This is a genomic window from Streptomyces sp. NPDC102462 (assembly GCF_044765425.1).
Lineage (GTDB): Bacteria > Actinomycetota > Actinomycetes > Streptomycetales > Streptomycetaceae > Streptomyces.
Genome location: NZ_JBIWKB010000062.1, coordinates 1 through 25863, shown reverse-complemented (window position 1 = coordinate 25863; position 25863 = coordinate 1). Strand labels below are relative to the sequence as shown.

23 protein-coding genes and 2 pseudogenes are annotated in these 25863 nt (G+C 72.0%); 11 read left to right on the top strand and 14 right to left on the bottom strand.

The features are described from left to right. The first annotated feature begins 66 nt into the window (after positions 1-66). From ACIRFL_RS35815 to ACIRFL_RS35805, 3 genes are all read left to right on the top strand, one after another. Complete coding sequence (locus ACIRFL_RS35815) at positions 67-1191, top strand: saccharopine dehydrogenase NADP-binding domain-containing protein (protein WP_404037282.1); 1125 nt, start codon at positions 67-69, stop codon at positions 1189-1191. Between the two features lie 179 nt (positions 1192-1370). Beyond that, entirely contained in the window at positions 1371-2669 is a 1299-nt protein-coding gene (locus tag ACIRFL_RS35810; RefSeq protein ID WP_404037279.1) for a flavin-containing monooxygenase, read from the top strand. Positions 2670-2678: 9 nt separating this feature from the next. Continuing rightward, positions 2679-3032, top strand: coding sequence for a Rid family hydrolase (locus tag ACIRFL_RS35805; RefSeq protein WP_404037276.1), 354 nt, complete (start codon positions 2679-2681; stop codon positions 3030-3032). Between the two features lie 591 nt (positions 3033-3623). On the opposite strand, the gene ACIRFL_RS35800 is transcribed toward ACIRFL_RS35805, so the two are convergent. Next, positions 3624-3860, bottom strand: a complete 237-nt coding sequence (locus ACIRFL_RS35800; protein ID WP_404037273.1) for a hypothetical protein — start codon at positions 3858-3860, stop codon at positions 3624-3626. Between ACIRFL_RS35800 and ACIRFL_RS35795 the strand changes: the two genes are divergently transcribed. From ACIRFL_RS35795 to ACIRFL_RS35785, 3 genes are all read left to right on the top strand, one after another. Next, positions 3859-4815, top strand: coding sequence for an APC family permease (locus ACIRFL_RS35795; RefSeq protein WP_404037270.1), 957 nt, complete (start codon positions 3859-3861; stop codon positions 4813-4815). The genes ACIRFL_RS35800 and ACIRFL_RS35795 overlap by 2 nt on opposite strands. A gap of 131 nt (positions 4816-4946) precedes the next feature. Then, positions 4947-5489 carry a DapH/DapD/GlmU-related protein gene (locus ACIRFL_RS35790; protein WP_404037267.1) on the top strand — a complete coding sequence of 181 codons (543 nt, stop codon included), beginning with the start codon at positions 4947-4949 and terminating at the stop codon, positions 5487-5489. Between the two features lie 278 nt (positions 5490-5767). After that, entirely contained in the window at positions 5768-6310 is a 543-nt protein-coding gene (locus ACIRFL_RS35785) for a CAP family protein (protein WP_404037264.1), read from the top strand. Positions 6311-6546: 236 nt separating this feature from the next. On the opposite strand, the gene ACIRFL_RS35780 is transcribed toward ACIRFL_RS35785, so the two are convergent. From ACIRFL_RS35780 to ACIRFL_RS35750, 7 genes and pseudogenes are all read right to left on the bottom strand, one after another. After that, positions 6547-9066 (bottom strand): ABC transporter permease, encoded by a 2520-nt coding sequence (locus ACIRFL_RS35780; RefSeq protein ID WP_404037261.1) that lies wholly within the window; start codon positions 9064-9066, stop codon positions 6547-6549. After that, the gene (locus tag ACIRFL_RS35775; RefSeq protein WP_404037259.1) at positions 9063-9890 is read right to left on the bottom strand and encodes an ABC transporter ATP-binding protein; all 828 of its coding nucleotides are present in this window, start codon (positions 9888-9890) and stop codon (positions 9063-9065) included. Before ACIRFL_RS35775 ends, ACIRFL_RS35780 begins: the two co-directional genes overlap by 4 nt. 174 nt (positions 9891-10064) lie before the next feature. Then, a complete protein-coding gene (locus ACIRFL_RS35770) occupies positions 10065-11276 on the bottom strand; it encodes a Cmx/CmrA family chloramphenicol efflux MFS transporter (protein WP_404037256.1) in 1212 nt (403 codons plus the stop codon). 271 nt (positions 11277-11547) lie between these two features. Further along, positions 11548-12111 (bottom strand): annotated as a pseudogene (locus ACIRFL_RS35765) (class I SAM-dependent methyltransferase); the annotation flags it as partial. Further along, a pseudogene (locus tag ACIRFL_RS35760) lies at positions 12110-12850 on the bottom strand (polyketide synthase); the annotation flags it as partial. The pseudogenes ACIRFL_RS35760 and ACIRFL_RS35765, both read right to left, overlap by 2 nt. 236 nt (positions 12851-13086) lie before the next feature. Next, positions 13087-13227 carry a hypothetical protein gene (locus ACIRFL_RS35755; RefSeq protein ID WP_404037253.1) on the bottom strand — a complete coding sequence of 47 codons (141 nt, stop codon included), beginning with the start codon at positions 13225-13227 and terminating at the stop codon, positions 13087-13089. A gap of 103 nt (positions 13228-13330) precedes the next feature. Beyond that, a complete protein-coding gene (locus ACIRFL_RS35750; protein ID WP_404037349.1) occupies positions 13331-14272 on the bottom strand; it encodes a LysR family transcriptional regulator in 942 nt (313 codons plus the stop codon). A gap of 100 nt (positions 14273-14372) precedes the next feature. Between ACIRFL_RS35750 and ACIRFL_RS35745 the strand changes: the two genes are divergently transcribed. Both ACIRFL_RS35745 and ACIRFL_RS35740 read left to right on the top strand, forming a co-directional pair. Next, on the top strand, positions 14373-15227 hold the full coding sequence (locus ACIRFL_RS35745; RefSeq protein ID WP_404037249.1) for an alpha/beta hydrolase: 855 nt from the start codon (positions 14373-14375) through the stop codon (positions 15225-15227). Then, on the top strand, positions 15224-16678 hold the full coding sequence (locus tag ACIRFL_RS35740; RefSeq protein WP_404037246.1) for an MFS transporter: 1455 nt from the start codon (positions 15224-15226) through the stop codon (positions 16676-16678). The genes ACIRFL_RS35745 and ACIRFL_RS35740 overlap by 4 nt, the downstream gene beginning before the upstream one ends. Positions 16679-16813: 135 nt before the next feature. On the opposite strand, the gene ACIRFL_RS35735 is transcribed toward ACIRFL_RS35740, so the two are convergent. Continuing rightward, positions 16814-16999: a hypothetical protein gene (locus ACIRFL_RS35735; RefSeq protein WP_404037243.1), complete on the bottom strand. Its 186-nt coding sequence runs from the start codon at positions 16997-16999 to the stop codon at positions 16814-16816. Between the two features lie 24 nt (positions 17000-17023). Here ACIRFL_RS35735 and ACIRFL_RS35730 point away from each other — a divergent pair, with 24 nt between their 5' ends. Next, on the top strand, positions 17024-17665 hold the full coding sequence (locus ACIRFL_RS35730; RefSeq protein WP_404037240.1) for an esterase/lipase family protein: 642 nt from the start codon (positions 17024-17026) through the stop codon (positions 17663-17665). A gap of 56 nt (positions 17666-17721) precedes the next feature. Next, a complete protein-coding gene (locus ACIRFL_RS35725; RefSeq protein ID WP_404037238.1) occupies positions 17722-18627 on the top strand; it encodes a GNAT family N-acetyltransferase in 906 nt (301 codons plus the stop codon). 24 nt (positions 18628-18651) lie between these two features. Here the strand turns inward: ACIRFL_RS35725 and ACIRFL_RS35720 are convergent, their stop codons facing one another. Beyond that, positions 18652-19647 (bottom strand): hypothetical protein, encoded by a 996-nt coding sequence (locus tag ACIRFL_RS35720; protein WP_404037235.1) that lies wholly within the window; start codon positions 19645-19647, stop codon positions 18652-18654. Between the two features lie 223 nt (positions 19648-19870). Further along, entirely contained in the window at positions 19871-20458 is a 588-nt protein-coding gene (locus ACIRFL_RS35715; protein ID WP_404037233.1) for a YceI family protein, read from the bottom strand. A gap of 61 nt (positions 20459-20519) precedes the next feature. Between ACIRFL_RS35715 and ACIRFL_RS35710 the strand changes: the two genes are divergently transcribed. Further along, positions 20520-20939: a hypothetical protein gene (locus ACIRFL_RS35710; protein ID WP_404037229.1), complete on the top strand. Its 420-nt coding sequence runs from the start codon at positions 20520-20522 to the stop codon at positions 20937-20939. A gap of 162 nt (positions 20940-21101) precedes the next feature. Here ACIRFL_RS35710 and ACIRFL_RS35705 read toward each other — a convergent pair whose 3' ends face one another. From ACIRFL_RS35705 to ACIRFL_RS35695, 3 genes are all read right to left on the bottom strand, one after another. Continuing rightward, positions 21102-22361: an exo-beta-N-acetylmuramidase NamZ domain-containing protein gene (locus ACIRFL_RS35705; protein ID WP_404037226.1), complete on the bottom strand. Its 1260-nt coding sequence runs from the start codon at positions 22359-22361 to the stop codon at positions 21102-21104. A gap of 434 nt (positions 22362-22795) precedes the next feature. Continuing rightward, entirely contained in the window at positions 22796-24106 is a 1311-nt protein-coding gene (locus ACIRFL_RS35700; RefSeq protein ID WP_404037224.1) for a protein kinase, read from the bottom strand. A 536-nt stretch (positions 24107-24642) separates the two neighbouring features. Then, complete coding sequence (locus tag ACIRFL_RS35695) at positions 24643-25605, bottom strand: LuxR C-terminal-related transcriptional regulator (protein WP_404037222.1); 963 nt, start codon at positions 25603-25605, stop codon at positions 24643-24645. Positions 25606-25863: the final 258 nt, after the last annotated feature.

Here is a 25863-nt window from a genome sequence, read left to right as displayed (position 1 = left end):
CACACTGTGTCATCACTGGGGGCGCCTGTCCCCGGTGCGGCCCGGAGCAGGCAGGGTGACCTTCGCATGAGCAAGACCAGCGGGAACGGCAGGACCGGCGGGACGACAGGCGAGAGCGGGACGAATGACGAGGTGTGGATAGTCGGGGCGACCGGCCGTGTGGGCAGGGGTGTGACCGCGCGACTGGCCGCGCGGGGGCTGACGGTCGTGCCGGTCGGGCGCAGCCGGGAGCGGATGCTCGCTGTCGGGGCCGAAGCCGGTCTTCGCGGGGACGCGAAGGTCGTCGTCGCCGACTCGGCCGAGCGGATCGCGGACGAAATCGTCCGGGGGCGCCCGCGGGTGGTGGTGAACACGATGGGTGCCTTCGCCGCCACGGCACCGGTGATCGCCCGCGCCTGCATGCCGGGCGGCCACTACGTCGACCAGGCCAACGACGTGGTCGCCGTGGAGCGGTTGCTCGCCCTGCACGACGAAGCGGTACGGGCGGGCAGCACCCTGGTCACCGGCGCCGGATTCGGTGTGCTGGCGACGGAGGCGGTGGTGGCGAAGCTGTGCGAAGAACGGCCCGTGCCGCACCGGGTGCGGGTCGACGCCGTGGCCTCGGTGGCCGTCGAGGCGGGTGTGCTCGGTGCCGCCTTGGCGGCGAGCATCACGGACGCGCTCACCGCCGGCGGACGGCGGTACGAGAACGGGCGGCTGGTGATGTCGCGCCTCGGCGCCGACCCGCAGCACCTCACCTTCCCGGACGGGGAGTCGGCGAAGTCGGCAGGTGTCGCGTCCGGCGAACTCATCGCGGCGCACGCGGCGAGCGGAGCACCGTTCGTCACCGCCACTTCCGCTCTCGCGCCGACCGCTCCGCTGATACGTGCCTTGATCCCGCCGCTGGGCCGACTGCTGTCCGTTCCGGCGTTGCGACGCCTCGCCGTCGACCGGCTCGGCCGGGTACGGGTCAAGGCCGTGCCCCGTCCGCGCAAGCACTCCTGGGGGCACGCCGTCGTCGAGTGGGCGGACGGCACCCGGCACGAGGGATGGCTGCGTGCCGACGACGGCATGGACTACACGGCCGACGTCACCGCCGCCGTCACCGAACTGCTGGCCCGTGGCGCCGGCAGGGCCGGAGCCTGGACACCGGCAGCCGCCCTCGGGGCTGACCTGGCGACGACCGCGGGCGGCACCTTCGTACTGGACTGAGGAGCACGATGCCCGCCGTTCCGCGGCCCAGCGCCTCGCTGGGGTGACCGACAGGAATCCGCATCGCGAAATCAGCTCGCCCATAACGGAAACATCTGTTGGACAGCTCTCCAGGTCATCCCAAGGATGTCTCCTGCGGTAGCCCGGTCGACACGACACCGGGACGGACTGCCGCACGAGTGGAGGCTGAAGTGCCGAGTGAAGAGACGGAAGTAGTCGTCGTCGGGGCGGGTCAGGCAGGTGTGGCGATGAGCGAGCACCTGGGAGCGCACGGGATACCGCACATCGTCCTGGAGCGGCACCGCATCGCCGAGTGCTGGCGCTCGCAGCGGTGGGATTCCCTGGTCGCGAACGGGCCCGCGTGGCACGACCGCTTCCCGGGACTGGAGTTCTCCGACGTCCACCCCGACGCCTTCGCCTCGAAGGATCAGGTCGCGGACTACTTCGTCGCGTACGCCGAGAAGATCGGCGCCCCGGTCCGGTGCGGTGTCGAGGTGACGTCGGTGCGCAGGCACGCCGGTCGGGCAGGCTTCCGGGTCGAGACGTCGAAGGGCGCCATCGACGCGCGCTTCGTCGTGGCGGCGACCGGGCCGTTCCAGCGGCCCGAGATCCCGCCGATCGTCCCGGACGGTGCCGTCTGCACACAGATCCACTCCAGCGGTTACCGCAACCCGGAGCAACTGCCCGAGGGCGCGGTCCTCGTGGTGGGGGCCGGCTCCTCGGGTGTCCAGATCGCCGACGAGCTGCACCGGTCCGGACGCCGGGTGTTCCTCTCCGTCGGTCCGCACGACCGTCCTCCCCGCGAGTACCGCGGGCGTGACTTCTGCTGGTGGCTCGGTGTGCTCGGAGTCTGGGACATGGATGCCCCTCCCCGGGGTGCCGAACATGTCACCATCGCGGTCAGCGGCGCCCGCGGCGGCCACACCGTGGACTTCCGGGCGCTGGCCGGGACCGGTATCGAACTCGTCGGCATTACCGCGTCCTACGACGAGGGTGTACTGCGCTTCGCTCCGGACCTCGGCACCAACATCGCGCTCGGCGACGACAAGTACCTGGCATTCCTCCGGGCGGCCGACGCGTACGCCGAGCGCAACGGGCTCGACCTGCCGCAGGAACCGGAGGCCCACGTCCTCGGTCCGGCGCCGGAATGTGCGAGGGACCCTCGGCTGGAGCTCGATCTGGCCGAGGCGGGTGTCACCTCGATCGTCTGGGCGACGGGCTTCGCCGCCGACTACAGCTGGCTCCAGGTCGACGCGTTCGACGAGAACGGCCGGCCCAAGCAGCGACGAGGAGTGTCCGTGGAACCCGGGGTCTACTTCCTGGGCCTGCCCTGGCTGTCCCGCCGCGGATCGAGCTTCATCTGGGGTGTGTGGCACGACGCCAGATATGTGTCCGCCCACATCGCGACCCGGCGGAACTACCTCGCGTACGGCACCGACGACCGGACCGGCGCCGCACCGGCACCGCAGAAGAACTGAGGAGCAGTCATGACCTCCCCCAGCGAGGGACGCCAGGTGAAGGCCCCGATCGTCGCAGGCGGCCACACCCGGATCCGTCCGTTCAACACCCGCGACACCTATCCCGAGCAGAACCTCGACAACGACCTCTGCCAGGCCGTCGTCGCCGGGAACACCATGTATGTCCGGGGCCAGATCGGCCAGAACCTCGACACCAATGAGTCCGTGGGCATCGGCGACGCCGAGGCCCAGGCCGAACAGGCCATGGCCAACATCAAGATGCTGCTGGAAGAAGCGGGCAGCCGGATGGAGCCCTGCTCGACGGGGCGGTCGCGCTGGCCTGGACCGGCGTGGACCGAAGCGTGTCGGGCCGGGGAGCGGTGATGTGACCGGAGCAGCCGCCGCGCGGACCGGTCATGTGGCGGGGATGCCGGCGGGCGCGTTCACCGACGAGGCGCCGAGGGAGCGCCCGGGTGCGCGGGCGGTCTTCGTCGTCGCGGCCGTCCAGGGCCACGGACGCGGGGAAACACCCCAGGCATGCCGCAGGGACGCCCGGGCGCCCGCCCTCGCCCTGTTCGACCACGGGCGCGGACAGCACTGTGCTGCTCGACGTGTCCGGTGCCGGCTCCGCGTGGTCCGGCCCTGCCCGGGCGTGTGATGACGGCCGGCGTGTCCGCCCGGGCGTGGACGGACCCGAGTCCGACGCGCACGGCGTTCCGGTGCCCGCGGCTGCCGGAACCTGTCCCGGTGTGTCGTTCACCGGTGACCCGGAGGACACTGATGCCCCCTCCCCCACGTCCCGCGCACATCGCTTTGGCAGACGACCCGCATCGCGCGGAGCACGACATGCTCGGCGACATCGACGTGCCGGTGGACGCCTACTACGGGGCACACACCGCCCGGGCGGTGGCCGACTTCCCGCTCCCGGGGGGACACTGGCCGCCGGCCGCACCTGATCCGCGCCTTGGCGGCGCCCTACAGTTCGGCGCAGTCGGTCACCGCCCGAGCGTGGGCGAGGATCAGTCGACGGGCTCGGTCCGGGCGCAGAGCGGCGTTGTGGCTGATGATGTGCAGACCGTAGCCGTCTTCCAGGGCGACCAGTCCGTGCGCCACATCGTGCGCACTGGCGGTGAGGCCGAACACACCGGTCGCGGCCCCGACTTCGAGCGCCGTCGTGTAGAGAGCCACCTCTCTGGCGAAGAGGGAGGTCATGGTCGAGCACGGTTTCCAGGGGCTGGACGACGCCCGTTTCACCCCGACGACCGCCGGCTTCCTCGCCCTCGTGCCGATCCTGCTGTTCGCCTACGTCGGCTTCGAAGCACCCAACGCCGCCGGCGAGGAGATGCACAACCCCCAGCGCGACGTGACCGCGGCGCTCGGCCGCTCCGCCACCGTCGCGGCCTGCTGCTATCTGCTGCCCGTCCTCGCGCTGTTGGCCGTCGTACCCGCCCACCAGGTCACCGGGATCGGCGGCTTCATGGAAGGCGCCCGCCTCGTCTTCGGAATCTATGGCGGCGCGTCCTCGACCGTACTGACCCTCACAGCTGTCCTGTTCGTCTTCGCTCTCCTCACCCAGGGCAGCGCCTGGATGATCGTCAGCGACCGTATGCAGGCCATGGCCGCCGCCGACGGTGGCTTCTTCACCCGGTCCCTCGGCGCGTTCCACGCCAGGCTCGGCACACCCGTGCGCACCAACCTGCTCTCCGGAGCAGTGGCCACCGTGTTCATGCTCGCCGCCATGCAACTCGCCGACGGCGATGCGGGCGCCGTCTTCGCCGTGGTGCTGACCGTTGCGGTCACCACCCTGCTGCTGGCGTATCTGGTGATCATTCCCGCGCTTGTCGTGCTCCGGCTGCGCAGGCCCGACGTCGCGCGCCCCTACCGCGTTCCCTTCGGAAACCGGGGCTTCATGGCCTGCGCGGTGCTGGTCTACGCCTGGATCCTGGTCGGGTCCTGGTCCGCGCTGTTTCCGGGTGTCCTGGAAGGGCTCTTCGGCATCGGCTACGACTTCCATGAGGTCTGGGGTGTCTCCCGCACCTCGTTCGAGGCGTTCACGCTCGGCACCGTCGCCGCACTGCTGCTGATCGGAGCCGTCGGCGTGGCCGTCGCCGGCGTCCGTCAGGACGGGGCCGGTCCACGTAACGCGAAGAAGGAGCCGAGGCGATGACGAAGTCCCTCATCTCGTTCCCCTGCGCCCATGGTCGTCCCCGACGGGGATCTGCGCTCGCGGTCGCCTGCCGGTGCGCGCAGGCGGTGCGCGCGTTTCCCCACGACCCCGACAGCTGAGAGGATCGTGGCATGTCCAGCGATCGTCTCATGCGTATCCACAGCGCCGAGTTCCAGGCCATGGCCGAGAGGGTGCTGCGGGTCACTGAGCTCACCTCCCGCCTGAACGCCCTGCCGTTCGAGGACGAAGCGGGCAAGGCGGAACTGTTCGAGCAGATCCTCGGCAAGCCACTACCGCAGAGAGTGACGATCTATCCGCCCTTCTACACGGACCACGGCCTCCGCCTCGACCTCGCCGAGCGCGTGTTCATCAACCAGAACTGCACGTTCCTGGACTACGCCGGCATACGGCTCGGCGAGCGCGTGATGATCGGGCCGAAGGTCACGTTCATCACCAGCGGCCACCCGGTCGATCCCGAGGAGCGGCGGCTGTATCTCACCGGCGCACCCATCGACGTCGCGGAGAACGTGTGGATCGGTGCCGGTGCCACCATCCTGCCCGGCGTCAGCATCGGCCGTGACGCCGTGGTCGCCGCCGGCGCGGTCGTGGCCGATGACGTTCCGCCGGCAAGCCTGGTGACCGGCAGCAAGGCGACCGTGCACCGACGGTGGTGACGACCTCTCCGGGACCACGCATGCCCCTGGACGGCCGCCTCACGGCAGGACCTTGATGCGGCCCTCCGGCGCGACGTCGATGGTGCCCAGCGCGCGGGCATGCTCGGCGAACGGCTCGGCACGCCGGCCCGCGGCGTTGAAAGCACTTCGTGTCTTTCCCGGGACTGAGACGTTTGCCTGGTGGACACGCAATCAGCAAGCAGCGCCCTGGAGTGGTCATGCCCCACATGTGTACAAGAACCCGCTCAGCAGCCACACTCAGCGGGTTCACCGCGCTCGTGCTGGCACTGGCATTCGGGCTCTGCGGGCCGGCGTGGGCGCGCCCTTCTCTGCCGCTGAGCACCGATGCCGCCTTCCAGCAGGACTGTCTCAAGGCCCACAACGGTTACCGCGCGCGACATGGCGCGCCTCCCCTGAAGACCGATCAGGCCATCGTCGGCTACTCCAAGGAGCGCGTCGCCCTGATCAGCCAGTACGAGGGGCTGAGCCACGGTCACGCGGGGCTTCGTCAGGGGTACGGTGAGAACTTCTTCTGGTCCGGTTCCTCCTCTCCCAACCAGGTGGCGACCTGCTCCGATGCCGTAAAGGCGTGGTATTCAGACGGCGTCGCGTACGACTACAACCACCCTGGTTTCTCGAAGGACACGGGATTCTTCACTCAGGTGGTGTGGAAATCCACGAACACGCTGGGCTGTGCACGGGCGAATGGTCGGGGCTCCGCCTGGTACGAGACGTACATCGTGTGTATGTACCAGCCTGCGGGGAACATCGTGAGCTCGGACGGGAGTTACTTCTCGCAGAACGTCGGCAGGCCCGGCTGACCCGGCGGCCGTGGGCCGGAGTCTCGGTCCTCGGCTCGGTCGCGCCCGCGCAGCAGGTCCGCCGCCTGCTCGCCGACCATGACGGTGGCCGGTCCCGCCTACCACGACGAGATCAGACGGCTGCCCGGTTCCACCCGGTCGTCGGTGGTGAACCGCTTCATCGGACTGTGCCGCAGGCACGCGCTCCAACCCGGCGCTGAAACGTGCCCCCTGATCGTGGTGCGCGGCACCCCCGTTCAGGACTTCCGGTCGTGCAGGGCCGCGCGGGCCGGGAGGGTGACGGCGAGCAGGGCGAGAGCCACTGCCGTCGCGGCGAATGCCCCGTACACCAGCGGGGGTACGTACGGGAACTCGCCCGTCAGGCCGCGCATCATCGGGATCAGTGTGGCCGCGGCGATGGCCGTGCCCAGGGCCACACCCGCCACCGACACCAGCAGGCCCTCCCAGCGGAGCATCCGCATCACCTGCGGCCGGGTGGAGCCGACGAGGCGGAGCACGGCCAGCTCGCGGCGGCGGCCCAGGACGGTCATCACGAGCGTGTTGACGGCGGCGACGGCCGCGAAGCCGCCGAGGACACCGGCCATCGTGTAGTTGGCCCAGGCGTTGAGCTCGCGGTCGGTGTCCTGCTCGACGGCGTAGCCGGAGGCGTCGGTGACCGTGCCCAGTGCGGCGAGCGGCCCCGCGTCGCCGCCGCGCACCAGCAGCGTGCTGTCGAAGCCCGATGTGACATGGGCGGCCAGCATCGCGCGGTCCATGGTCACCGCGGCCAGGCCGAGGCCGCGGCCGTACACGGCGACGACCTCGGGCCTTGTCCTGGTGCCGTCCGGGAGGAGGATCGGCAGCTTGTCGCCGACCTTCACCTTCGCCGACGCGGCGAGCATGCTGTCGACGGCGATCCGGCCCTTGCCGAGCCGGTCCAGGCTGCCGGCGCGCACGTCGAGGTCCTGCACCCGCGCGAGCTGCGCGCCGGAGCCGGAGATCCCCTGGGCCGCCGAGCCCTGCAGCCAGCGGTCGCCGCCGGAGCCGACGGGCACCAGCACCTGTGTGTTCAGCAGTCCGACGGCCGCGTGCACGCCCGGCGACCGGGCCGCGCGCTCCGCCGCGTCCACCGGCAGCCCGGCGGGGCGGGTGACGACGTGGTCGGCGGTGACGCCCGCGCGCAGCTGCTTCGCGGCGACGTGGCTCTCGCTCGTATGCAGGAAGACAAGCGTGGAGGCGAAGGCCATGGCGAGCACGATCGGGGTGATCGCGGAGGCGAGCCGGCGTGCGTTGGTGCGGGAGTTGGCCACGGCGAGGGCGGCGGGTGCGCTCGCGCCGCGCAGCGACAGGCCGAAGAGCGCCGCGCACAGCCGTGCCACCAGCGGGCCGAGCAGCGCTACCGCGAGCATGAAGAGCATGACGACGCCGAGTGCGGCGTTGGCCGCGTCCTCCCCTGCCGAACGGGCCGCGAGGACGGTGAGGAATCCACCGCCGACGAGGGCGCCCAGGCCCAGTGGGGTACGGATCCAGCCGGGCCGCAGCCGCTCCACCGACGCCTCGGTCAGTGCCTGGCCGGGCTTGATCTTCGCGGGCCTGCGGCCGGCCGCCCAGCCGGCGGCGAGGGCGGTCAGCAGCCCGGTGCCGACGGCGGTGACGAGCGGGATGAAGGAGACGTGCAGGTCCACGGCCTCGGGGATGGCGCCGCGGTCCTTCAGCTGCCCGAACCACCAGTGCGCGAGCCCGATCCCGGGCAGACAGCCGAGCAGCCCGGCGACCGGGGCGACCAGCAGCGCCTCGGCGGCGACCGCGCGGCGGATCTGCCGCGGGGTGGCGCCGACGGCGCGCAGCAGCGCGAACTCGCGTCGCCGCTGCCCCACCGAGAGCGCGACGGTCCCGGCCGCGGTGAACACGGCGACCAGGGCGGCGATGCCGCCGAAGGAGCCGCCGAGCCCGGAAAGCGTCTCCTTGGCGTAGCCGAGGCCGCGGTCCTCGACGGCACCGCGGTCGTCGCCGCGGTGTGCCTCGGCGCCGGAGCCGGCAAGCGCCTTCTCGACGGCGCCGGCGAGGGCGTCGGTGCTGGTGCCGTCCTTGGCCAGTACGGCGATGGCGTCGGCTTCGCCGGGGTGCCCGGCGAGCGTCGCGGCCTGGGTGTCGGCGAACCAGACTGTCGGGCCGCCGGGTAGGTCTCCGGGACCGGCGGCGGCGACGCCGGAGACGCGGAAGTCGGCGCGGCCCGAGGCGGTTTCGAGGGTGATCGTGTCACCGACGGCAACCCTGGCGCCACGGGCGGCGGCCCGGTCCAGCACCACCTCGCCGGTGCGCGGGGCGGCGCCGGCGGCGAGGTCGGTGCCGGTGAAGGTGTGCGCGCCCCACCCGTGGCCGGTGAGGACGCGGGTGTCTTCGCCGGTACCGCCCTCGCCGCCCTGAAGCACCGGCAGGGTGAAGTCCGGCACCGCCGCGGCCACGCCCGGCGCCGCGGCGGCCTTCGCGGCCAGCGCGGTCTTCAGCCGCGCCCTGTCCGGCAGCAGTTGCGGGGAGTCCGACCGGTCGTCGCCGCTGCCCGTGACCAGGTGGGCGTACTGGTCGGCCGCCACGACCACCGGCGCGTGCGCGTACCGCTGCGGTGGCACGCCGGCGCGCAGGCCCGTCTCCAGCAGGATGCCGCAGGCGGAGACGATCAGCGCGGACATCATCAGCGCGACGAACGTGCCCGCGAACGAGGCGGGTTTGAAGCGTACGGCCGCGCGGGCGAGGCCGTTCGGCGCCCTGAGCTTCATACGACGGCCCCCGCCATCGCGCCCGCCGCGCGGGCGGTACGAGCGGTGAGCGTCGTCATCCGCGCCGCGATCTGCTGGGCCGTACCCCGCTCAAGCTCGTCGGCGAAGGCACCGTCGGCGAGGAAGAGCACACGGTCGGCCCACGCGGCGGCGGCCGGGTCGTGGGTGACCATCACGACGGTGGCGCCGAGGGTGTCCACCGCGTGCCGGAGCAGGCCGAGGACCTCGGCGGCGGTGCCGGTGTCGAGGGCGCCGGTGGGCTCGTCGGCGAAGACCACGTCCGGGCCGGTGACCAGGGCGCGGGCGATGGCGACGCGTTGCTGCTGGCCGCCGGAGAGCTCGCCGGGGCGGCGGCGCGCCTTGTCCCCGAGCCCGACCTGGGCCAGCACGGCGGCGGCGCGGCGGCGGTCGGGCCGCTGCCCGGCGAGGCGCAGCGGGAGGAGCACGTTCTGCTCGACGGTGAGGGAGGGCAGCAGGTTGAAGGACTGGAAGACGAAGCCGAGGCGGCTGCGGCGGAGTTCGGTGAGCTTGTTCTCGGTCATGCCCGTGATCTCCGTACCGCCGAGGCGTACGGAGCCGGCCGACGGCCGGTCAAGGCCGGCGGCGCACTGCAGGAACGTGGACTTGCCGGAGCCCGAGGGCCCCATCACCGCGGTGAACGTGCCGCGCGGCAGGGCGAGGTCGACGCCCGCGAGGGCGTGTACGGCGCCGGCGCCACGGCCGTACCGGCGGCGGACGCCGCGCAGTTCGACGGCGAGACCGGGCGTGTTCTGGGCCTCCGGCCGGTCGTCCGTCTTCTGCTGCCTGCCGCTGCGCAGCCTCATGGTCCGTCCTCTCGGGATCTTCTCGTGCCGACGACTCGAAGCTACGGATCACGGTCAGCGCGGACCATGGCGGCTGCTGGCGGATCGGGGGTGGGGATAACCCGAGGCCGGGCGGCGCACGGTGGGTGCTGCCGAAGCCTCCGGTCCGGCCTCGTCGTATGTGTCGTGCCCGTTTCACTTGGGCGGATGCGCGCGGCAGGCGCCGGTTTCGGTCGGCACCTTGGTGTTTCGGCCGGCCGCGACCACAGTGCGCAGGGGAAAGGCGATGAGCAGGGTGATCGCGATGAGCAGGCCGCTTGTCCACAGCGGCCCGAGGTTCCCGGCCGCGGTGCTGAGAGTGGTCGCGGCGATGAGGGGACCGACGGCGGCGCCGATGTTGAGTGCCGCGGTCGCATACGACCCGGCCATGGTGGGGGCTCCCGCGGCCTCGTAGAGGATCCGTGTGATCAGTGTGCTGCCCACCGCGAACGACAGCGTGCCCTGCACGAACACGAGGGTGAACAGGGCGACCGGCTCGTCGGCCAGCGCCGCGAGGGCCGGCCAGCCGATGAGCAGCAGCGGGCCGGCGACTGCGATGACCAGACCGGGACGCCGGTCGGACAACCGGCCGGCGACGGTGACCCCGGTGAAGGAACCGGCACCGAAGAGCACCAGGACGAAAGAGATCCACAGCTCGCCCAGCCCCGCAATGTCGGTCACGACGGGCGCGAGGAACGTGAAGCTTCCGAACGTCGCCGCGTTCACCAGGGCGCCGAGCAGCATCACCAGGATCAGTGGCGGCCTTGTGAGCTGGGCAAGCTCCGCTCGCAAGGCCGGCCCGCCGGTCGTCTCCTTCCTCGAACGTGCCGTTGGCAGGCCCTTCAGGATGCCGAGAGCCGCAGGCAGGCACAGAGCGGCGACGGCCCAGAATGTGGCTCGCCAGCCGAGCAACGTGCCGAGCGCCGACCCGCCGGGGACGCCGGCGATCGTGGCCGTCGTCGTGCCTGACAGCAGCACGGCCAGCGCACGTCCCTTCTGGTCCGGCGAGACCAGTGTGGCGGCGGCCGTCAGCGCGACGGCGAGGAATCCGGCGTTCGCGAGTGCGGCGACGATCCGGGTGGCGAACAGGACCGGGAAGTCGGTGGTGCCTGCGCCCACGGCGTGAGCCGCCGCGAAAGCGAGGACGAACCCGAGAAGGCTGGTGCGCCGGGGCCAGTTGCGGGCGAGCACGGCCACAAGGGGGGCGCCGACGACCATGCCGACGGCGAAGGCCGAGGTGAGCATGCCTGCCGTCCCGACGGTGACGTCGAGATCCGAGGCGATGTCCGGCAACAGGCCGGTGAGCATGAATTCCGAGGTGCCCATGGCGAAGATGGCCATGGCAAGCAGGTACAGCGCAAGAGGCACGGGATGGCTCCGGGGTGAGGAGAAGCACGAGGAGGTCGTCTCGTCACCGCGGTCAGCCCCAGCACACCCTCGTCGCACCTCGGAATGCGGTGTGACGACAGGGCTGTGTTCAGTGGGTCAGGGGGCTGACGGCGTGACCGAAAGCCCCCACCTTGCTCGCTTCAGGGCTCACCATGATCCGCACGCTACGTGACCGAGGCGCGCGGCTGCAACCGGCTTTGCCGGCTGCCCTCGAAGTACGCCGTGGGTGTGTCACCGTGTGCCGGTGGTGTCAGTCGCGGCGGGCCACGATGCGGTAGGCGTTGGACAGACGCCACCGGTGGGCGAGCGGCTTGATCGCCAGCCGGTCCAGCAGGGTGGCCAGCAGGAAGACGGGGACGCCGGCCAGCAGGAGCCCGGTGCGCAGGGCGCGGCGGAAGACGCCCGGTGGGCGCGGCAGCCAGGGCAGGTCCTCGCGCGGTGCGACGGCGTCGAACGCCAGCCAGACGGCGGCGAGCAGGTCGATGGGGTCGTGCGGGTCGGCGTGCTGTTCCGCCACGATCGTGAAGCCATGCTCCGTCAGTCTCCGCCGCAGGTTGACGGCCGGCATGAGGTGGAGGTGCTGCGGCTGGAGCCAGGGCAGCCACCAGCGGCCGAGGAGGCGGGCACAGCGGCTGTCGGGGTCGGGGACCTCGATCAGCAGATGTCCGCCCGGGCGCAGCGCCTGGTGTGCGGCGGCCAGTTCGCGGTCGGGCTGCGTGCAGTGCTCCAGGTAGTGGAACATGCTGACGACGTCGTAGTGGCCGGGCAGGTGCGGGGCGAGGTCGGGCAGGCTCCCCCGGTAGCCGCGCTCCATGCAGGGTGGGCGGTCGCACCCCGGTGTGCAGGGCGAGGGTGGTCTTGATCAGTCCGGCCAGCCCGGCGGCGCACTTGGTGTGCCCGATCTGCGACTTGACCGAACCGAGCACGCAGCCGCCCGGTGCGGCGCCGGACTCGGTGAACACCTCGCTCAGGACGGTCAGTTCGGTGCGGTCGCCGACCACGGTCCCGGTGCCGTGTGCCTCGATGAGACCGACGTCGGCGGGCGAGACGCGGGCGTTGCGGTAGGCCCGCTCCAGTGCGGCCCGTTGCCCCTCAAGGCGGGGTGCCGTCAGGCCGAGCGAGCGGCCGTCGCTGGAGCTGCCGATCCCCTGGATCACGGCGTAGATCCGGTCGCCGTCGCGTTCGGCGTCGGCGAGCCGTTTGAGGACGACGCAGCCGACGCCCTCGCCCAGGGCGATACCGTCGGCCGAGTCGTCGAAGGCCCGCGACCGGCCGGTCGGGGACAAGGCGTGCACCGAGGAGGAGAGCACGTAGTCGTTGATGCCGTTGTGCAGATCGGCGCCTCCGCACAGCACGACGTCGCTGGTGCCGCAGGCGAGTTCCTTGCAGGCGACGTCGAGCGCGGCCAGTGACGAGGCGCAGGCCGCGTCGACGGTGTAGTTGGCGCCGCCGAGGTCGAGCCGGTTGGCGATCCGGCCGGAGATCACATTGGCGAGCATGCCGGGGAAGGAGTCCTCGGTGAGCCGGGGCAGCTGCTCCTGAAGGCCCTCGGGCAGCTCGGCGAAGTACAGGCAGTCGGTGCCGGCGCCCCGGGAGACGGTCTCGCCGTTTCTCGTCGGGTCGCGGTGCGGCAGATCGGCGCCGAGCACCAGGGCGACCTCCGCCTCGACCTTGGGCCGGAACAGTCGGCCAGGTGTGACGCGCGCGCCCTCGGGCACCGCCATGTCGGCGAAGAGGGCGCCGAAGTCGGGCTGGTCGACGCCCAGTTGGGCCTGTACGGCGGGCGATGTCAGGCCGATCTTGCGGCCCACGATGCGGCGGCCTCGACGGCCCGTTCCACGTACAGCCGCTGCAGGGCGTAGGCGGCCTCGATGTCACCTTCCGGGAGCAGCGAGCGCACCGGAGGTGCAGGCCAGGCCGGTCCGGGCATGCTGGTTACCTCCGGGAGCGGTGTACGGGTGGGTGTGGCATACGGACGGGTGTGCGGCACCGGACGGTGGTGGTCGCGGCAGCGCACCCCAGGCAGGCCCAGGTCACTGGGATGCTCTTGTGTGGCTCAGGCGCCGGTCGAGTGCGGCGCCGACGTCGGGGCAGTTGGTGCGGACGGTGTCGAGGAAGGCGCTCAGCACCGAGGAGCGGTCGCGGGCGGCGAAGGACAGCACCAGGTCGGGCAGCGCCGTGCGCGGGGTCACCTCGCAGAACCGGACGCCCGGGCGTGGGACAGACAGCATGCGGGAGGGCCCGAGGCCCACGCCGACCCCACAGGCGGCCAGGCCGATGATCGTGTGCACGTCCCGGGCGACGGTCGCACCGTCCAGTGCGGCGGCGTCCTCACCCAGCACACTGCGCAGTCCGGCGGCGGCCGCGGGCTCGTCCTCCCCGGCGGCCACGATCAGCGGCTGCCGCCGTAGCTGGTCCAGGCTCACCGACGCCTGGCCGGCATAGGGATGTGCGCTGCCGACGGCGGCGATCAGGTGGTCGTGGCCGATCGGGACGGACACCAGGTGCTCGGCCCCGGCGCCCCGCGGCGGTCCCAGGGTGACGGCCACGTCCAGTTCTCCGGCGATGAGCGCGGCGGTGCTGCGGCCGGATGCCATCTCGTGCAGTTCCAGCCGTACGTCGGGCCGTTCGCGGCCGAACCGGCCCAGGACGTCCGGCAGCGGGTCGAGCAGCGCGGAGGCGATGAAGCCCAGGCGCAGCCGGCCGGTCTCGCCGCGCGCTGCCCGGCCGGCGTCGACCGTGGCCGCCGTCATCTCCTGCAGCGCGCGCCGCGCCCGGGCGAGGAACGCCTCACCCGCGGCGGTCGGGAGCACGCCCTGGCGCGTACGGTCGAACAGCCGGGCCCCGGTCTCGCGCTCCAGGTCGGCGATCTGTTTGGACAGCGGGGGCTGCGCGATGCCCAGCGCGCGGGCCGCCCGGCCGAAGTGCCCGTGCTCGGCGAGGGCGAGGGCGTACCGCAAATGCCGCGCCTCCATGACCACCCCTCCCCTCCACTCCATACATGGAAAGTATCGCCGCCCAGCGTGCCATATCTTTCGCTGGATCGAATCGCCGCCGCCGACTGGGATGGCAGCCATGACGCCCTTCCCCAACACCGATGTGAACGACACCGTCTTCGTCCTCGTCCACGGCGCCTGGCACGGCTCGTGGCAGTGGGCGGCGACGCAGCGCGCCCTGGCCGGTCTCGGTGCCGCGAGCGTGGCCGTCGACCTGCCCGGACACGGCTTCGGCGCGCCCCTGCCCAGCGGGTATCTGCTGCCCGGCCGGCCCGGTCTGCTGACCGAGAGGTCGAAGCTCGCCGACGTGACGATGGACGACTGCGCCGATGCCGTCCTGGACACGCTGCGCCGGGTCCGCCGCTACCGCCGTGTCGTGCTCGTCGCCCACAGCGCGGGCGGCGGTCCCGCGTCGCTTGCCGCGGAACACGCGCCCGAGCTGATCGACCGCCTCGTCTACCTCTCCGCGTTCGTCCCCGCCGGCCGCCCCCGCTTCTTCGACTACCTCGGCGCCCCCGAGAACGCCACCGCGCGGGGGCAGGGCCTCGGCCTCGGTGATCCCGAGGCGCTGGGCGCCGTACGGATCGACCCTCTCTCCCCGGACCCCGGCTACGTCGAGGAGCTGCGGCAGACCCACTACCACGACACGCCCGCCGACCGCTTCGACCGCTGGCGCTCGGCACTCAGCCCCGACCTCCCGTTGGCCGTCCCGTCGACCCCGGTGACCCTGACCGCAGCGCGGTGGGGCCGCATCCCGCGCACCTTCCTGCGCTGCGCGCAGGACCGGGCGCTGCCGACGGCCGTACAGGACCTGATGATCGCGGAGTCCGACCGGGCCGTGCCGGGCGAGCCGTTCACCGTCCGCACCCTGCCGGGCAGCCACAGCCCGTTCGCCGCCCGGCCGCGGGAACTCGCCGAGGCCCTGGTCCGGTGAACGGCCGGCGGTTCCTGCTGCCGGTGGTGCTGAGTGCCACCTTCGTGCAGCTGCTCAACGTCACGATCGCGCAGATCGCCGCTCCGGCCATCCAGTCCGCGCTGGGCGCGGGCCCCGGCGCGGTGCAGCTCGTCCTGGCCGGGTACACCCTCGCGTACGCGTGCCTGCTCATCACCGCCGCACGGCTGGGCGACCGCTACGGTTACCGGCGGCTGTTCGTGCTGGGCACCGCGGTGTTCACGGCCGGCTCGGTGGCCTGCGCCGCCGCACCCGGCGCCGGTTGGCTGATCGCGGCCCGGCTGGTGCAGGGCGCAGGCAGCGGCCTGGTCGCCCCGCAGGTGCTCTCGCTCATCCGCACCGGCGTCGCCCCGGAACGCCGGCCACGAGCCCTCGCCCTGTACGGCGCCACCATGGGCGTGGCCTCCCTGGCCGGACCGCTCATCGGCGGGCTTCTGATCGGCGCCGACCTCTTCGGACTCGGCTGGCGCGCGGTCTTCCTGGTCCCGGTGCCGGTGGCACTCGCCTCGCTGGCGGGGGCGGACCTGCTGCCCCGTACACGTGGTACCGACGGCCGGCGCGTGGACTGGGCCGGGGCGGTGCTGGCCACCACTGGCTTCGGCGCGCTGGTCCTGCCGTGCGCGCTGGGCCGGCAGGCCGGCTGGCCCTGGTGGACGTGGGCCTCCTTCGCCGTGGCCGCGGCGGCCCTCACCTGCTTCACCCTCACCCTCCCCCACCGCCCGGACCCCCTGATCGACCCGTCGGTCCTGCGGGAGCGGACCGCGCGGCAGGGCGTGCTGCTGGTGTTCGTCTTCAACGCCGGGGTGCCCTCGTTCACGTATCTGCTCTTCCTGCATCTGCAGTCCGCACTCGGGTATCCGGCGCTGTCCGCCGCACTGGTGTCGGCGCCGTTCGCCGGCGCGGCCGTCCTGGGCAGCCAGGCCGCCCCGGCCCTCTCCCGCCGCCTGGGCCCGGCCGTGCTCACGGCCGCGGCGCTGGTCCTGGCGGGCATGGCCCTGGCGCTCGTACCGCTCATCGGCACCGGTCCTGGACGCCGGGCGGCCCTGCCGGTGCTGGCGGCCGGGGGCGCGGCGTTCGGTCTGTTCACAGCCGCGGTGTTCGCACTGGTGCTGGCGGGTGTGCGGGGCGCCGCGGCGGGCTCGGTGTCCGGGCTGCTGCCCACGGCCCAGCAACTCGGCGGCTCGATCGGGGTGACCGCGGCCGGTCTGGCCTACTTCGGCCCGGCGGACGGCGCGCACACGGCGTTCGGCCACGCCATGGCCTACGAGGCCGCGGTCTTCGTCCTCACCGCGCTGATCGCCCTCCGGCTGCGACGGACCGGTCCGGGACCGCGGCGCCCCCGGCCGGGACCACCTTCTCGAACGCGGCCCTTCGGCACACATGGCGACAGCGACACTTCGGCCGGTCACCGGGTCAGGAGCGATCCGATGTGAACCAGGCGCCTGCGGTGGCGGGGAATACGGTCGTCGCGCACAACGTTTCAGGATTTGCGGCAAGTGGGGCATCTCCGGAGAAGGTGAACGGCCACGGGTATTCCTTTCGGACCCCATCTGTCGGTGCCGGGAATGTCACCGGTACGCGGCGTGGGTGTCGAGGCAAGCAGGGCCGCGGCGCGGCTGGTGCGTCTCCCGCTCGACGTGGCAGTGGTAGGTGTCGGACGGGCCGGGCGCCTTCGCCGACCCGTGTCCAAAGAAGACACAGGTCGGGGCGATCCGCCACTGGCGCAGGGCGGCCTTCCGGTTCTGTTGGTGCATGGGCTCGCGGACGGGGAATCGGTCGTGGCGCCGCTTCGGCGCGGGCTCGACGGCATCGGTGCGGGGCCCTTCACCACGGTGAGCTACCACGCCTTCACCCCGGACATCCGCACGGCGGCCCGCGTCCTGGGCGAGCAGGTGGAGCTGGCATGTGCCCACAGCGCCGGGCGGAGCGCGGTCGTGATCGGGTACAGCCTCGGAGGGCTGGTCGCCCGCTATTACGTGCAGGTGCTCGGCGGGGACGCGCATGTCGTGCTGGTGATCACGCTGGCGACGCCGCACGGCGGGACGGCCGCGGCTCTGCTGGCACCGCCGCATCCGCTGCTACGCCAACTGCGGCCCGGAAGCGGGCTGCTGACCGAGCTGGCCGCGCCTGCCGCCGGATGCCGTACCCGGTTCGTGGCGTTCTACAGCGACCTCGACGAGGTCGTCATCCCGGCGTCCAGGGGCCGCGTCGACCATCCCGATCTCACGGCGCGCAACGTGCTCGTGCCCGGCGTGGGCCATCTGACGCTCCCGCTGCACCAGCCGGTCATCGGCCAGGTTCGTTCCCTGCTGACGGCAGCCCGGCAAACCAGCTGTGACAGTGTGCTCCGCCGTGTCGCTCCCGCGCAGCCCGGCCGGCAGCGGAAAGCAGTGCCCAAGACGCAGCCGCCGTTCCCGTGACAGCCGGGCCGCAGCAGGGGGACACTGAGATGTAGCCGACAGGAACGCCAGCAGGTGTGCGGACGGACAGCATGGCCTCCTCGCCCAGCCCCGAGAGCGGGACGACGGTACGTCCCTTTCGCTCGCAGGACGAACCAGGGGTACGCGAACTCATCAATGCCGACCGGCTTCCGGGGCAGCCGTGCTGCGTCTCGGAGACATCGGCCGAGGCATGGTACGGCCCCGTCGCGCCGGCCGGCTGGGCCAGGCAGGCCCGGCCGCGGATCGGCGTGCTGGCCAATGCCGAGGACCGTCCCCGCGGGACCATCGCATATCTGTCCTGGGCCGATGTGCGCACCGGTCTGATCTGCTGGGTCCACGCGTACGAGGACCGCCCTGCCCTGCGCGCCCTGATCGGCCACGCTCTCAGCGCGCTGTCCCGCTGCCCGCGGATCGAGGCGTTCGTCAGCACCGCGCCGGGTCCGCTGGGGCCGGGCGGCCTGCCCCGCACGAGACGCGGCGCCACCCACGACGCGCTGGTGCACGCCGGCTTCACGGGCCGCTGCCTGGGCTGCTATCTGCACCGCACACTCCCCGCCGAGCCTGCGCCGGCCAAACAGGTCGCCGATGTCTTCCCCTGCGACTTCCCGCCGGGCCATCGGCTGATCGTGCGCGAGGAAGCCGAACCGGTCGCCGAGGCCGTGGTCAGCACGGGGCCCGACCGCACCGCGACGCTCTACTGGATCGAGACCACGCCCGCTCGGCGCCGGCGCGGTCTGGGCCGCAAGCTGCTCGGTCAGGCCCTGGCCCTGCTGGCCGAGCAGGGCGCCGCCGAGGTCGCCCTCGTCCTCGACGACGCCCGGCCGGCCACGTGCGAGTGCCAGGCCGCCACCCGGCTCTTCCGCTCCTGCGGCTTCACCCTCGTCGACGAGCTGTGGACCTACCAGCATCGACGCGTCGAGCCCCTGCGGCCTGGCACATGAGCTGCCCCGCCGGACCGGAGCCGGTCAGGCGGGGACCCGTTCGGCCGCAGCGAGGATGGTGGAACGTGCCTGATGGCGGCGCTCGTAGTCCAGCACCCGCCGGGTCACACCGTCTCCGGCGTCGGCGAGCCGCTTGCGGATGTCGCCGGCGTTCATGCCGTCGTAGCCGGGCCAGGGCTCGGGCCCGAGCAGGTCCGCGATCCTGTCCAGGACCGCGGGACGGGCCGCGTGGGAACGCTCGTACGCGCCGACCGTGGCGAGATCCGTCTGCGACAGGTGCGGGAGCCGTTCGACGATCATCCTGGTGCCGAGCCTGCGGTAGTCGGCAATCGGCAGCTCTTCCTCCGAGATCAGAGCGCCCTCCGGCATACCCTGGAGCCGGTCCACCCCGGGCATCCGCTCGGCCGTCTCCCGCAGCCATGTGCTCCAGTCCCGCACCGCGCGGGCGGCGCCGCCGACGCCCACACCCTCAGCGGCCACCTCCGCCTCGGCGGCCATCACCGCTGCCTCGGCCTGCTGCTCCAGGAAGCCCGCGAGTTCTTCCAGGATCTCCTCGCCGTCGCGGCGCACGGAGCCGAGCAGGTCCTCGGTGATCGCGTCCTCCGCCTCCTGAGCGATACGCTCGGCGACCCGGCAGATGGCCACGGCGAAAGCGGTGGCCGCGTACTCCTCCTCCACGTTCTTCAGCAGCCGTTGCTCCGTCGCCCTTCCTTGCTGGCTTCGCAACAGGGCGTTCGGTGCGAACATGGCCGCGTCCATGGGCAGCCGGAATGCCTGCCTCGTCACGTCCCAGGCGTTGCCGAGGACGTTCTCCACGAGCCGTCGGGGCTTCAGCGCTGCCAGACGTTCGTCGAGCACATACACGTGCCCTCGGGCATCGCCGGCACGCCGCTCCAGGAGTTCCCGGTACTCACCCGGGGGCGTCACGGCCAGGTCGGCTTTGAAACGGTCGGCCAGCGCGGCTTGGGCCTCACGGACCTCCCGCAGCGCAGGAACGAGCATGTCTGTGGCTACGGCCATCACGTTTCCTTCGGCTAGGGCGCTGCTCGCATGACGTCGGGCCAGAGCGGCCCGCCCCCTCCTTCCCTACCGTGCCCCGAAACACCCTCCCCCGCATCTCGCCAACACCCCCAGGCGCACCGTCCGTCACGGGTGACGACGCCCCCGACCGGCCGGACCCTCGCGCATACTTCACGCGACTGGCCCAAGCGGCGCCGACCGGGCAAGGCCCTGACGGACATGGCTACCCGGGTGCGTCACCGGGGCCGGGCAGCGGTTCGAGCCGGGTCACCGCGAACTCGATCCGGACGTCGTCGGCCAGCCTCAACGCGCCGAGGAAGGCGCTGTAGGGCTTGATTCCCCAGGCGGACTGGGTGACGGCCGCCGTACCACACACCGCGCCGTCACCGTCGCTGCCACCGTGCACGGTCACCGGGTGCGTACGGTGCTTGATGGTGAGATCTCCGGTGATCTCGAAGGACTCACGTGTTCCCGTGACGCTCGTGGAGCGGAAGGTGATCGCCGGGTGCTGCGCGGTGTGCAGCAGGGCCTCGCCCTCCAGTGTCCGTTTGATGTCGGCGCGGTCGGCGTCGGTGAGGGGCTTGATCCCGCCCGTTGCGTCCCTGACGGTCAGCGATCCGGTCTCGACGGTGACGGTCACCGACGACTTCCCGGGGTCGCTCGCGACAACCACCGCTTGCCCTGACCATCGCATGGCCTCGATCGTGAGGTCGTGGCCCGTCTTCCGGCCGAGCCCGGCGCGGCTCGTCTTGATCAGCAGACGGCCACCGGTGGACGATCCGAACCCGTATGTTCCCTCACTGATGGGCATATCTCTGACTTTAGGCGCTTTCCACCGGGCGGGAGCGAGGATGGAGAGGAGGCGTTCCGTCATGGCAGGGCTGCTCGCCGTGGAAGATCAAGTGGTCGTACGTCTGGCCTGGTGGGAGAAGGCGGCCGCCCGTCACCGGAATGTGTGTGTGCCGCTGGAGGCGGTGTGCCGGGTCACCGTCGAACCTGACTGGTGGCGGGCCCTGCACGGCGTTCACGAGCGAGGCGTCTGCGTTCCCGGCACCCTGTGCATCGGCACGCGCTGCCATCAGGCCGGGAAGGACTTCGTGGCGATGCGACGGGCCAGGCCCGTGGTGTGCGTCGAACTCCGTTCCTGCGCCCCTTTCCACCTCCTCGCCGTCTCCGCGCGGGACGGCAGACAGGCCGAGTCGACAGCCCGTCACATCGCCCGGGCCGCGCCGAACATCGATACGTCGACACCCTGTCGGCAGCCCCTGCCCGTGCCGGATGAATCGGAATGAGCGGGGCGGTAGGACGTCGCTACGAAGCCGTCCGCCGTCTCGCGCCAGGCGCACGTCGCCCGGACGGCCGCACCGCGCCGGCGGCGGTGCGTGCGTTCCCGCACCGTGGGCCCGGGCGAACAGCCGCCGCGCCATGCGGTCGAGGGTGCTCGCCCGGGCCTGTCAGCGGTAGCGGAGGTAGTGGCGGCGCTGGTCGCGGAACGCCGCCAGCTCGCTCGCCCAGGCCGCCGCCACCTCGTCCGCCCCGGCACCCGCGTCGATCATCGCGCGGACTTGTGCGCTGCCCGTCAGCCGGTCGATGTTGTGGTCGGACCGCCAGGCGAAGTCGCTCCAGACGCGCTTCGCCGTCACCAGCAGCGCCACTCCCGTGTGCACGGGGTCGTACACGTCCCGGTCGTGGACGTGGATCTGCACGCCGCCCACCGTCGTTCCCTGGAACTTCGAGAAGGTGGGGGCGAAGTACGCCTCGCGGAACCTCACTCCCGGCAGGCCCAGGGCGTTCGCGGCCTCGGCCCACCGGGCGTCGATGCCCGCGGCGCCGAGCAGTTCGAAGGGACGGGTCGTGCCGCGCCCCTCCGACAGGTTGGTGCCCTCGAAGAGGCAGGTACCGGAGTAGACGAGGGCGGTGTCGGGTGTGGGCATGTTCGGGCTCGGCGGCACCCAGGGCAGACCGGTGGCGTCGTAGAAGTCCGAGCGCCGCCATCCGGTCATGAGCACCGTCTCCAGGTGCACCGGGGTCGGCAGGAACTCGCCGTTGAACAGCCGTGCCAGTTCCGCGGCCGTCATGCCGTGCGCCTGGGCGATGGGCTGCCGGCCGACGAAGGACGCGAACTCCTTGTGCAGCACGGGACCCAGCGCGCCGCGTCCCGTCATCGGGTTGGGCCGGTCCAGGACCACGACCCGCTTGCCCGCGAGCTGTGCTGCCTCCATGCAGTCGTACAGCGTCCAGATGTATGTGTAGAAGCGCGCGCCCACGTCCTGGATGTCGAACACCACGGTGTCGATGCCGGAGGCGGTGAAGATGTCGGCCAGCGGCCGGCCGTTCTTGAGGTACGTGTCGTACACGGGCAGGCCCGTCGCCGGGTCGTCGTAGCGGCCCTCCGAGCCGCCCGCCTGCGCGGTTCCGCGGAAACCGTGTTCGGGTCCGAAGACGGCGACGAGGTTCACCCGGTCGTCCGCGTGCATCACGTCGACGATGTGGCGTACGTCGCGGGTCACGCCCGTCGGGTTGGTGACGATGCCGACGCGTTGGCCGTCCAGCAGTGCGTATCCGTCCTCGGCGAGGCGTTCGAAGCCGGTGCGCAGTCGGTGGCCTTTGCCCTGGGCCGCGGCGGCCGGTGCGGTGGCGGCGGCCGCGCCCGTGACGGTCAGGGCCCCCACGGCGGAGCCGGCGGCCAGCAGATTCCGTCTGGACAGGTTCATGGTGTGACCTCCGTGCTCTCCGCGACCGCGATGAACGCTTGTGGTTGTCGAGTATCCGAAGAGCACGCCTGGAGGTCAATAAGTAACGCGCAGGCTTTGGTTGTGGTCAATTTTTGACACAAGGAACACCTGGTGCGCCACGCCGGCACCTGGCGGTCGGCGAACGGATCGTCAGGACCGAGGCGCTGCACGGCGGCATCGCCGCCGACACGCGCAGGCAGACCATCGCAGGTCCTCGATCATGTGGGGCTGGAGGCGCGCGCCCCCCCCTGCTGGCCCGTCAACTCGTGACGATCCACGCGTTGCGGCCCGCCGAGCGGCCCCGGGGGCATCCGGCGGACCAAACCAAGGCGGTCCGCGGCGTGGCCCTGACCTCACATGGCCGATATCGAGGCCGGCCGGGTCGTGGGGGTGCGGGCCGGGCGCGGGAACGGTCAACCGTCCGTTCCGGCCGCCCAGAGCACGGTGTCACCGGACTTGATGACAACGTTTCCGTCAGCTTGGAACACGAGGACCGCTCCCGGGTGGCCATTGGTCTGTGAGGCCCACAGCGGCTGCCCGCCGCTGTTGTAGACGACCAGGTTGCCGTCCGTCTGGAAGCGGGCGGAGTTGCCCTCGCCGGCGGTCATCGTGGCCCAGCGCGCCTTGCTGTCCTGGTCGTGGACCACCAGGTTGCCGTCCTGCTGCATGACCAGGGTCCTGGCGCCGGTGCCCACGGAGTCTCCGGTGGCCAGCTCGAAAGCGGCCCGTACGACCTTGAGTGCCGCGCCCTTCTCCTGGGGCTCCTGGGACTCCTGGGCCGAGGCGGACGGCGTCTTCCCCTTGGTCGCCGCGGCGGACGGTTGTCCCTGTGTGGACGGGGAGGATTCGGCCGAGGAACGCTGCGTACCGAAATGGACGACGGCCACCACGGCCGCCGCGACCGCGACCGCCGCAACGGCCGTGGTCAGCAGCCAGGCCCGCCCACGGCGTCGGCCGGGCTCCGCCGGGGTGTCGAGGACAGTGTCGGACCTCATCGTCGGTAAGACCGATCCCTGACTCACGGTGGCCGCGAGGTCGACTTCGGTGCGCGCCCGGTGTTCGGCCTCGGTGAGCTGTCCGGCGAGACTCGTGGGGCATTCCTCGGGCCAACGCCCGATCCGGGCGCCCTTCTCCTCCAGCCATCCGCTCAACTGGGCGGCCGTCGGGCGCAGGGCCGGGTCCTTGGTGAGGCAGGCGGTGAGCAGCGGCACCAACTCCGCGGGGACGCCTGCGAGATCGGGTTCCTCGTGCACCACTCGGTACAGCAGGGTGGCCGCGGGGATCTGTTCCCCCGCACGCGAGAAGGGGCCGCGTCCGGTCGCGGCGTACACCAGCACGGCGGCCAGCGAGAACACGTCGGCGGGTTCGGCGGCGACACCACCGACGGCCTGGTCCGGTGCGAGAAACCCGGGGGAACCCACGGAGACGCCGAGGCGGGTGTGCCGGCTGTCGTCGGCGGCCCGTGCGACACCGAAGTCGATCAGCCGTGGACGGTCGCGTGCCAGCAGGACGTTCCCGGGCTTGATGTCCCGGTGTGCAAGGTCGGCCTGGTGCACGGCCTGCACGGCGCCGCTCAGTTCGGCGGCGAGTGACAGCAGCGCGGTCCGCGGCAGGGGGCCGTGGGCCGTGACCCATTCGGCGAGCGAGGGCGCGGGCACATATTCCGTGGCCAGCCACTGCGGGCGCCTGCCGGGGCACTGTAGTCCACGACGGTGACAGTCCACGGCGATCGGACCCGGTCGCTGTTGCGTATCTCACGGGTGAACCGCTCCTCGAACCCCGGCTCGGAGCTGAGATCGTCGCGGATCGTCTTCAGCGCGAGCAGACGGCCCGACGCCGTACGGGACAAGAACACCTGCCCCATGCCTCCCGCGCCGAGCCGGCCGAGCAATGGATAGCCGCCCATGGACGTCGGGTCCGAAGGCTGAAGGTTTTTCATGACGACTTTTCCCCGGAAGTGTGCCTCAGGTTCGAACCACGCGCTGGTGCCCTGGCCTGCGTGCTGGTGAGCAGGGTGGTCCGCGCTCGTAAGTATGCCGGACAGGATCGCCCTCCGTCGTTATTTCCAACTCGTCGGCGCCGACCGGACGTTGCACCGGCCTCTGCACACGGGCCCGGTCGTCCGGTGCATCCGCGCAGGGCGGCGGGTGGTCAAGCGGCTCGTCATCGACGGTTCCAGCAGAAACCGGCACATCACCGATGGATCACCGACAGCCCCGGAAAACACCCCGTCGGCCCGGCACGGCCGGCAATCACAGGCTCAGAGCCAGTTCCGTCGGGCGGCCTGCCAGGCCAGTTGCATGCGGGTCTCGGCGCCGGTGAGGGTCATCATGTGCTGGATGTGCCGTTGGATGGTGCGCCGGCTCAGTTTCATCTGGCTGGCGATGGCCTTGTCGGCGACGCCCGCCACGAGCAGCGACAGCAGTCGGCGGTCGGTTTCGGACAGGGCACCCGCGCCGCGGTCGTCAGAGCCGTCGACGGTGCCGGCCGCACCGACACGCAGCGGGACGGCGTCCTCCCAGTAGCGCTCGAAGAGAGCTGTCAGCGCGTCCAGGAGACTGCTGTCGCGCACCAGTGCCGCCGTCGGTTCGCTGGGGTTGCCGTGCGCGCCGCCGGGGACCAGCGGGCAGATGGCGATGGCCCGGTCGGCTATGGCCAGGCGCAGCGGGAGGTGGGGTACCGAGCGGGCGATCTCACCGGCGCGCACGCCTTCGGCAACGTTGTCGATGGCTCCCTCGTCGTCGAAGAACGCCTGCTCGTACAGGACCCGGTAGCGCACGCCGCGGGCGAGGGCGTCGTACTCCGCGCGGTTGCTGCCCGAGGGCATGGCCACGTACTGGGCCTTGCAGAACCAGAGCATCTCGTGGCGCGCGTTGTCCTGCATCCGCCGCAGATGCTCGCGCAGCGCCTCCGCCCCGCTGATCACTTCGATGAGCTGGCCCGCGTCCTGGCGGCGGCGTGCGCTGCGGTAGCTGTCCAGCAGGTCGCCGACCGCGGTGCGGGCCTTGTCGAGGGCGTCGGCGTGCCGCTGGAGCCGGGGCAGCAGCGCCACATCGGGCGGCGTGGCGGCGAAGTGCAGCGGGTCGCGGTCGGTGGGGGTGGCGAGCCCCTTGCCGCGCAGGGACACCAGGGTCGACTCCACGGTGTCGGGCGGAAGTCCGGTCTGATCGGCGATCTCCTGGACCGACGCGGTCGCGGTGCCGACCAGGAGGCGATAGACCATTTCCTCACGCGCTGTCAAGCCTGCCGCCTCCAGCATGCCTTACCCCTTCTCGTCTCCGTCCGGTCCCGGGCGAAACGGCCGGATGTCGTTGACGTTTGTACTGTAAGGCCCTTGTGGTGCAAACGTCGGCGGGGGGGGGGGGGGCGGGGGGCCCCCCCCCCCCCCGGGGGCCCCCCCGGCGCCCCCCCCCCCGCCCCCCCCCCCCCGGGCCCCGGGGGGGGGGGGGCCGGGCCGAAAATAAGGCGAAGCCGGGGGGTG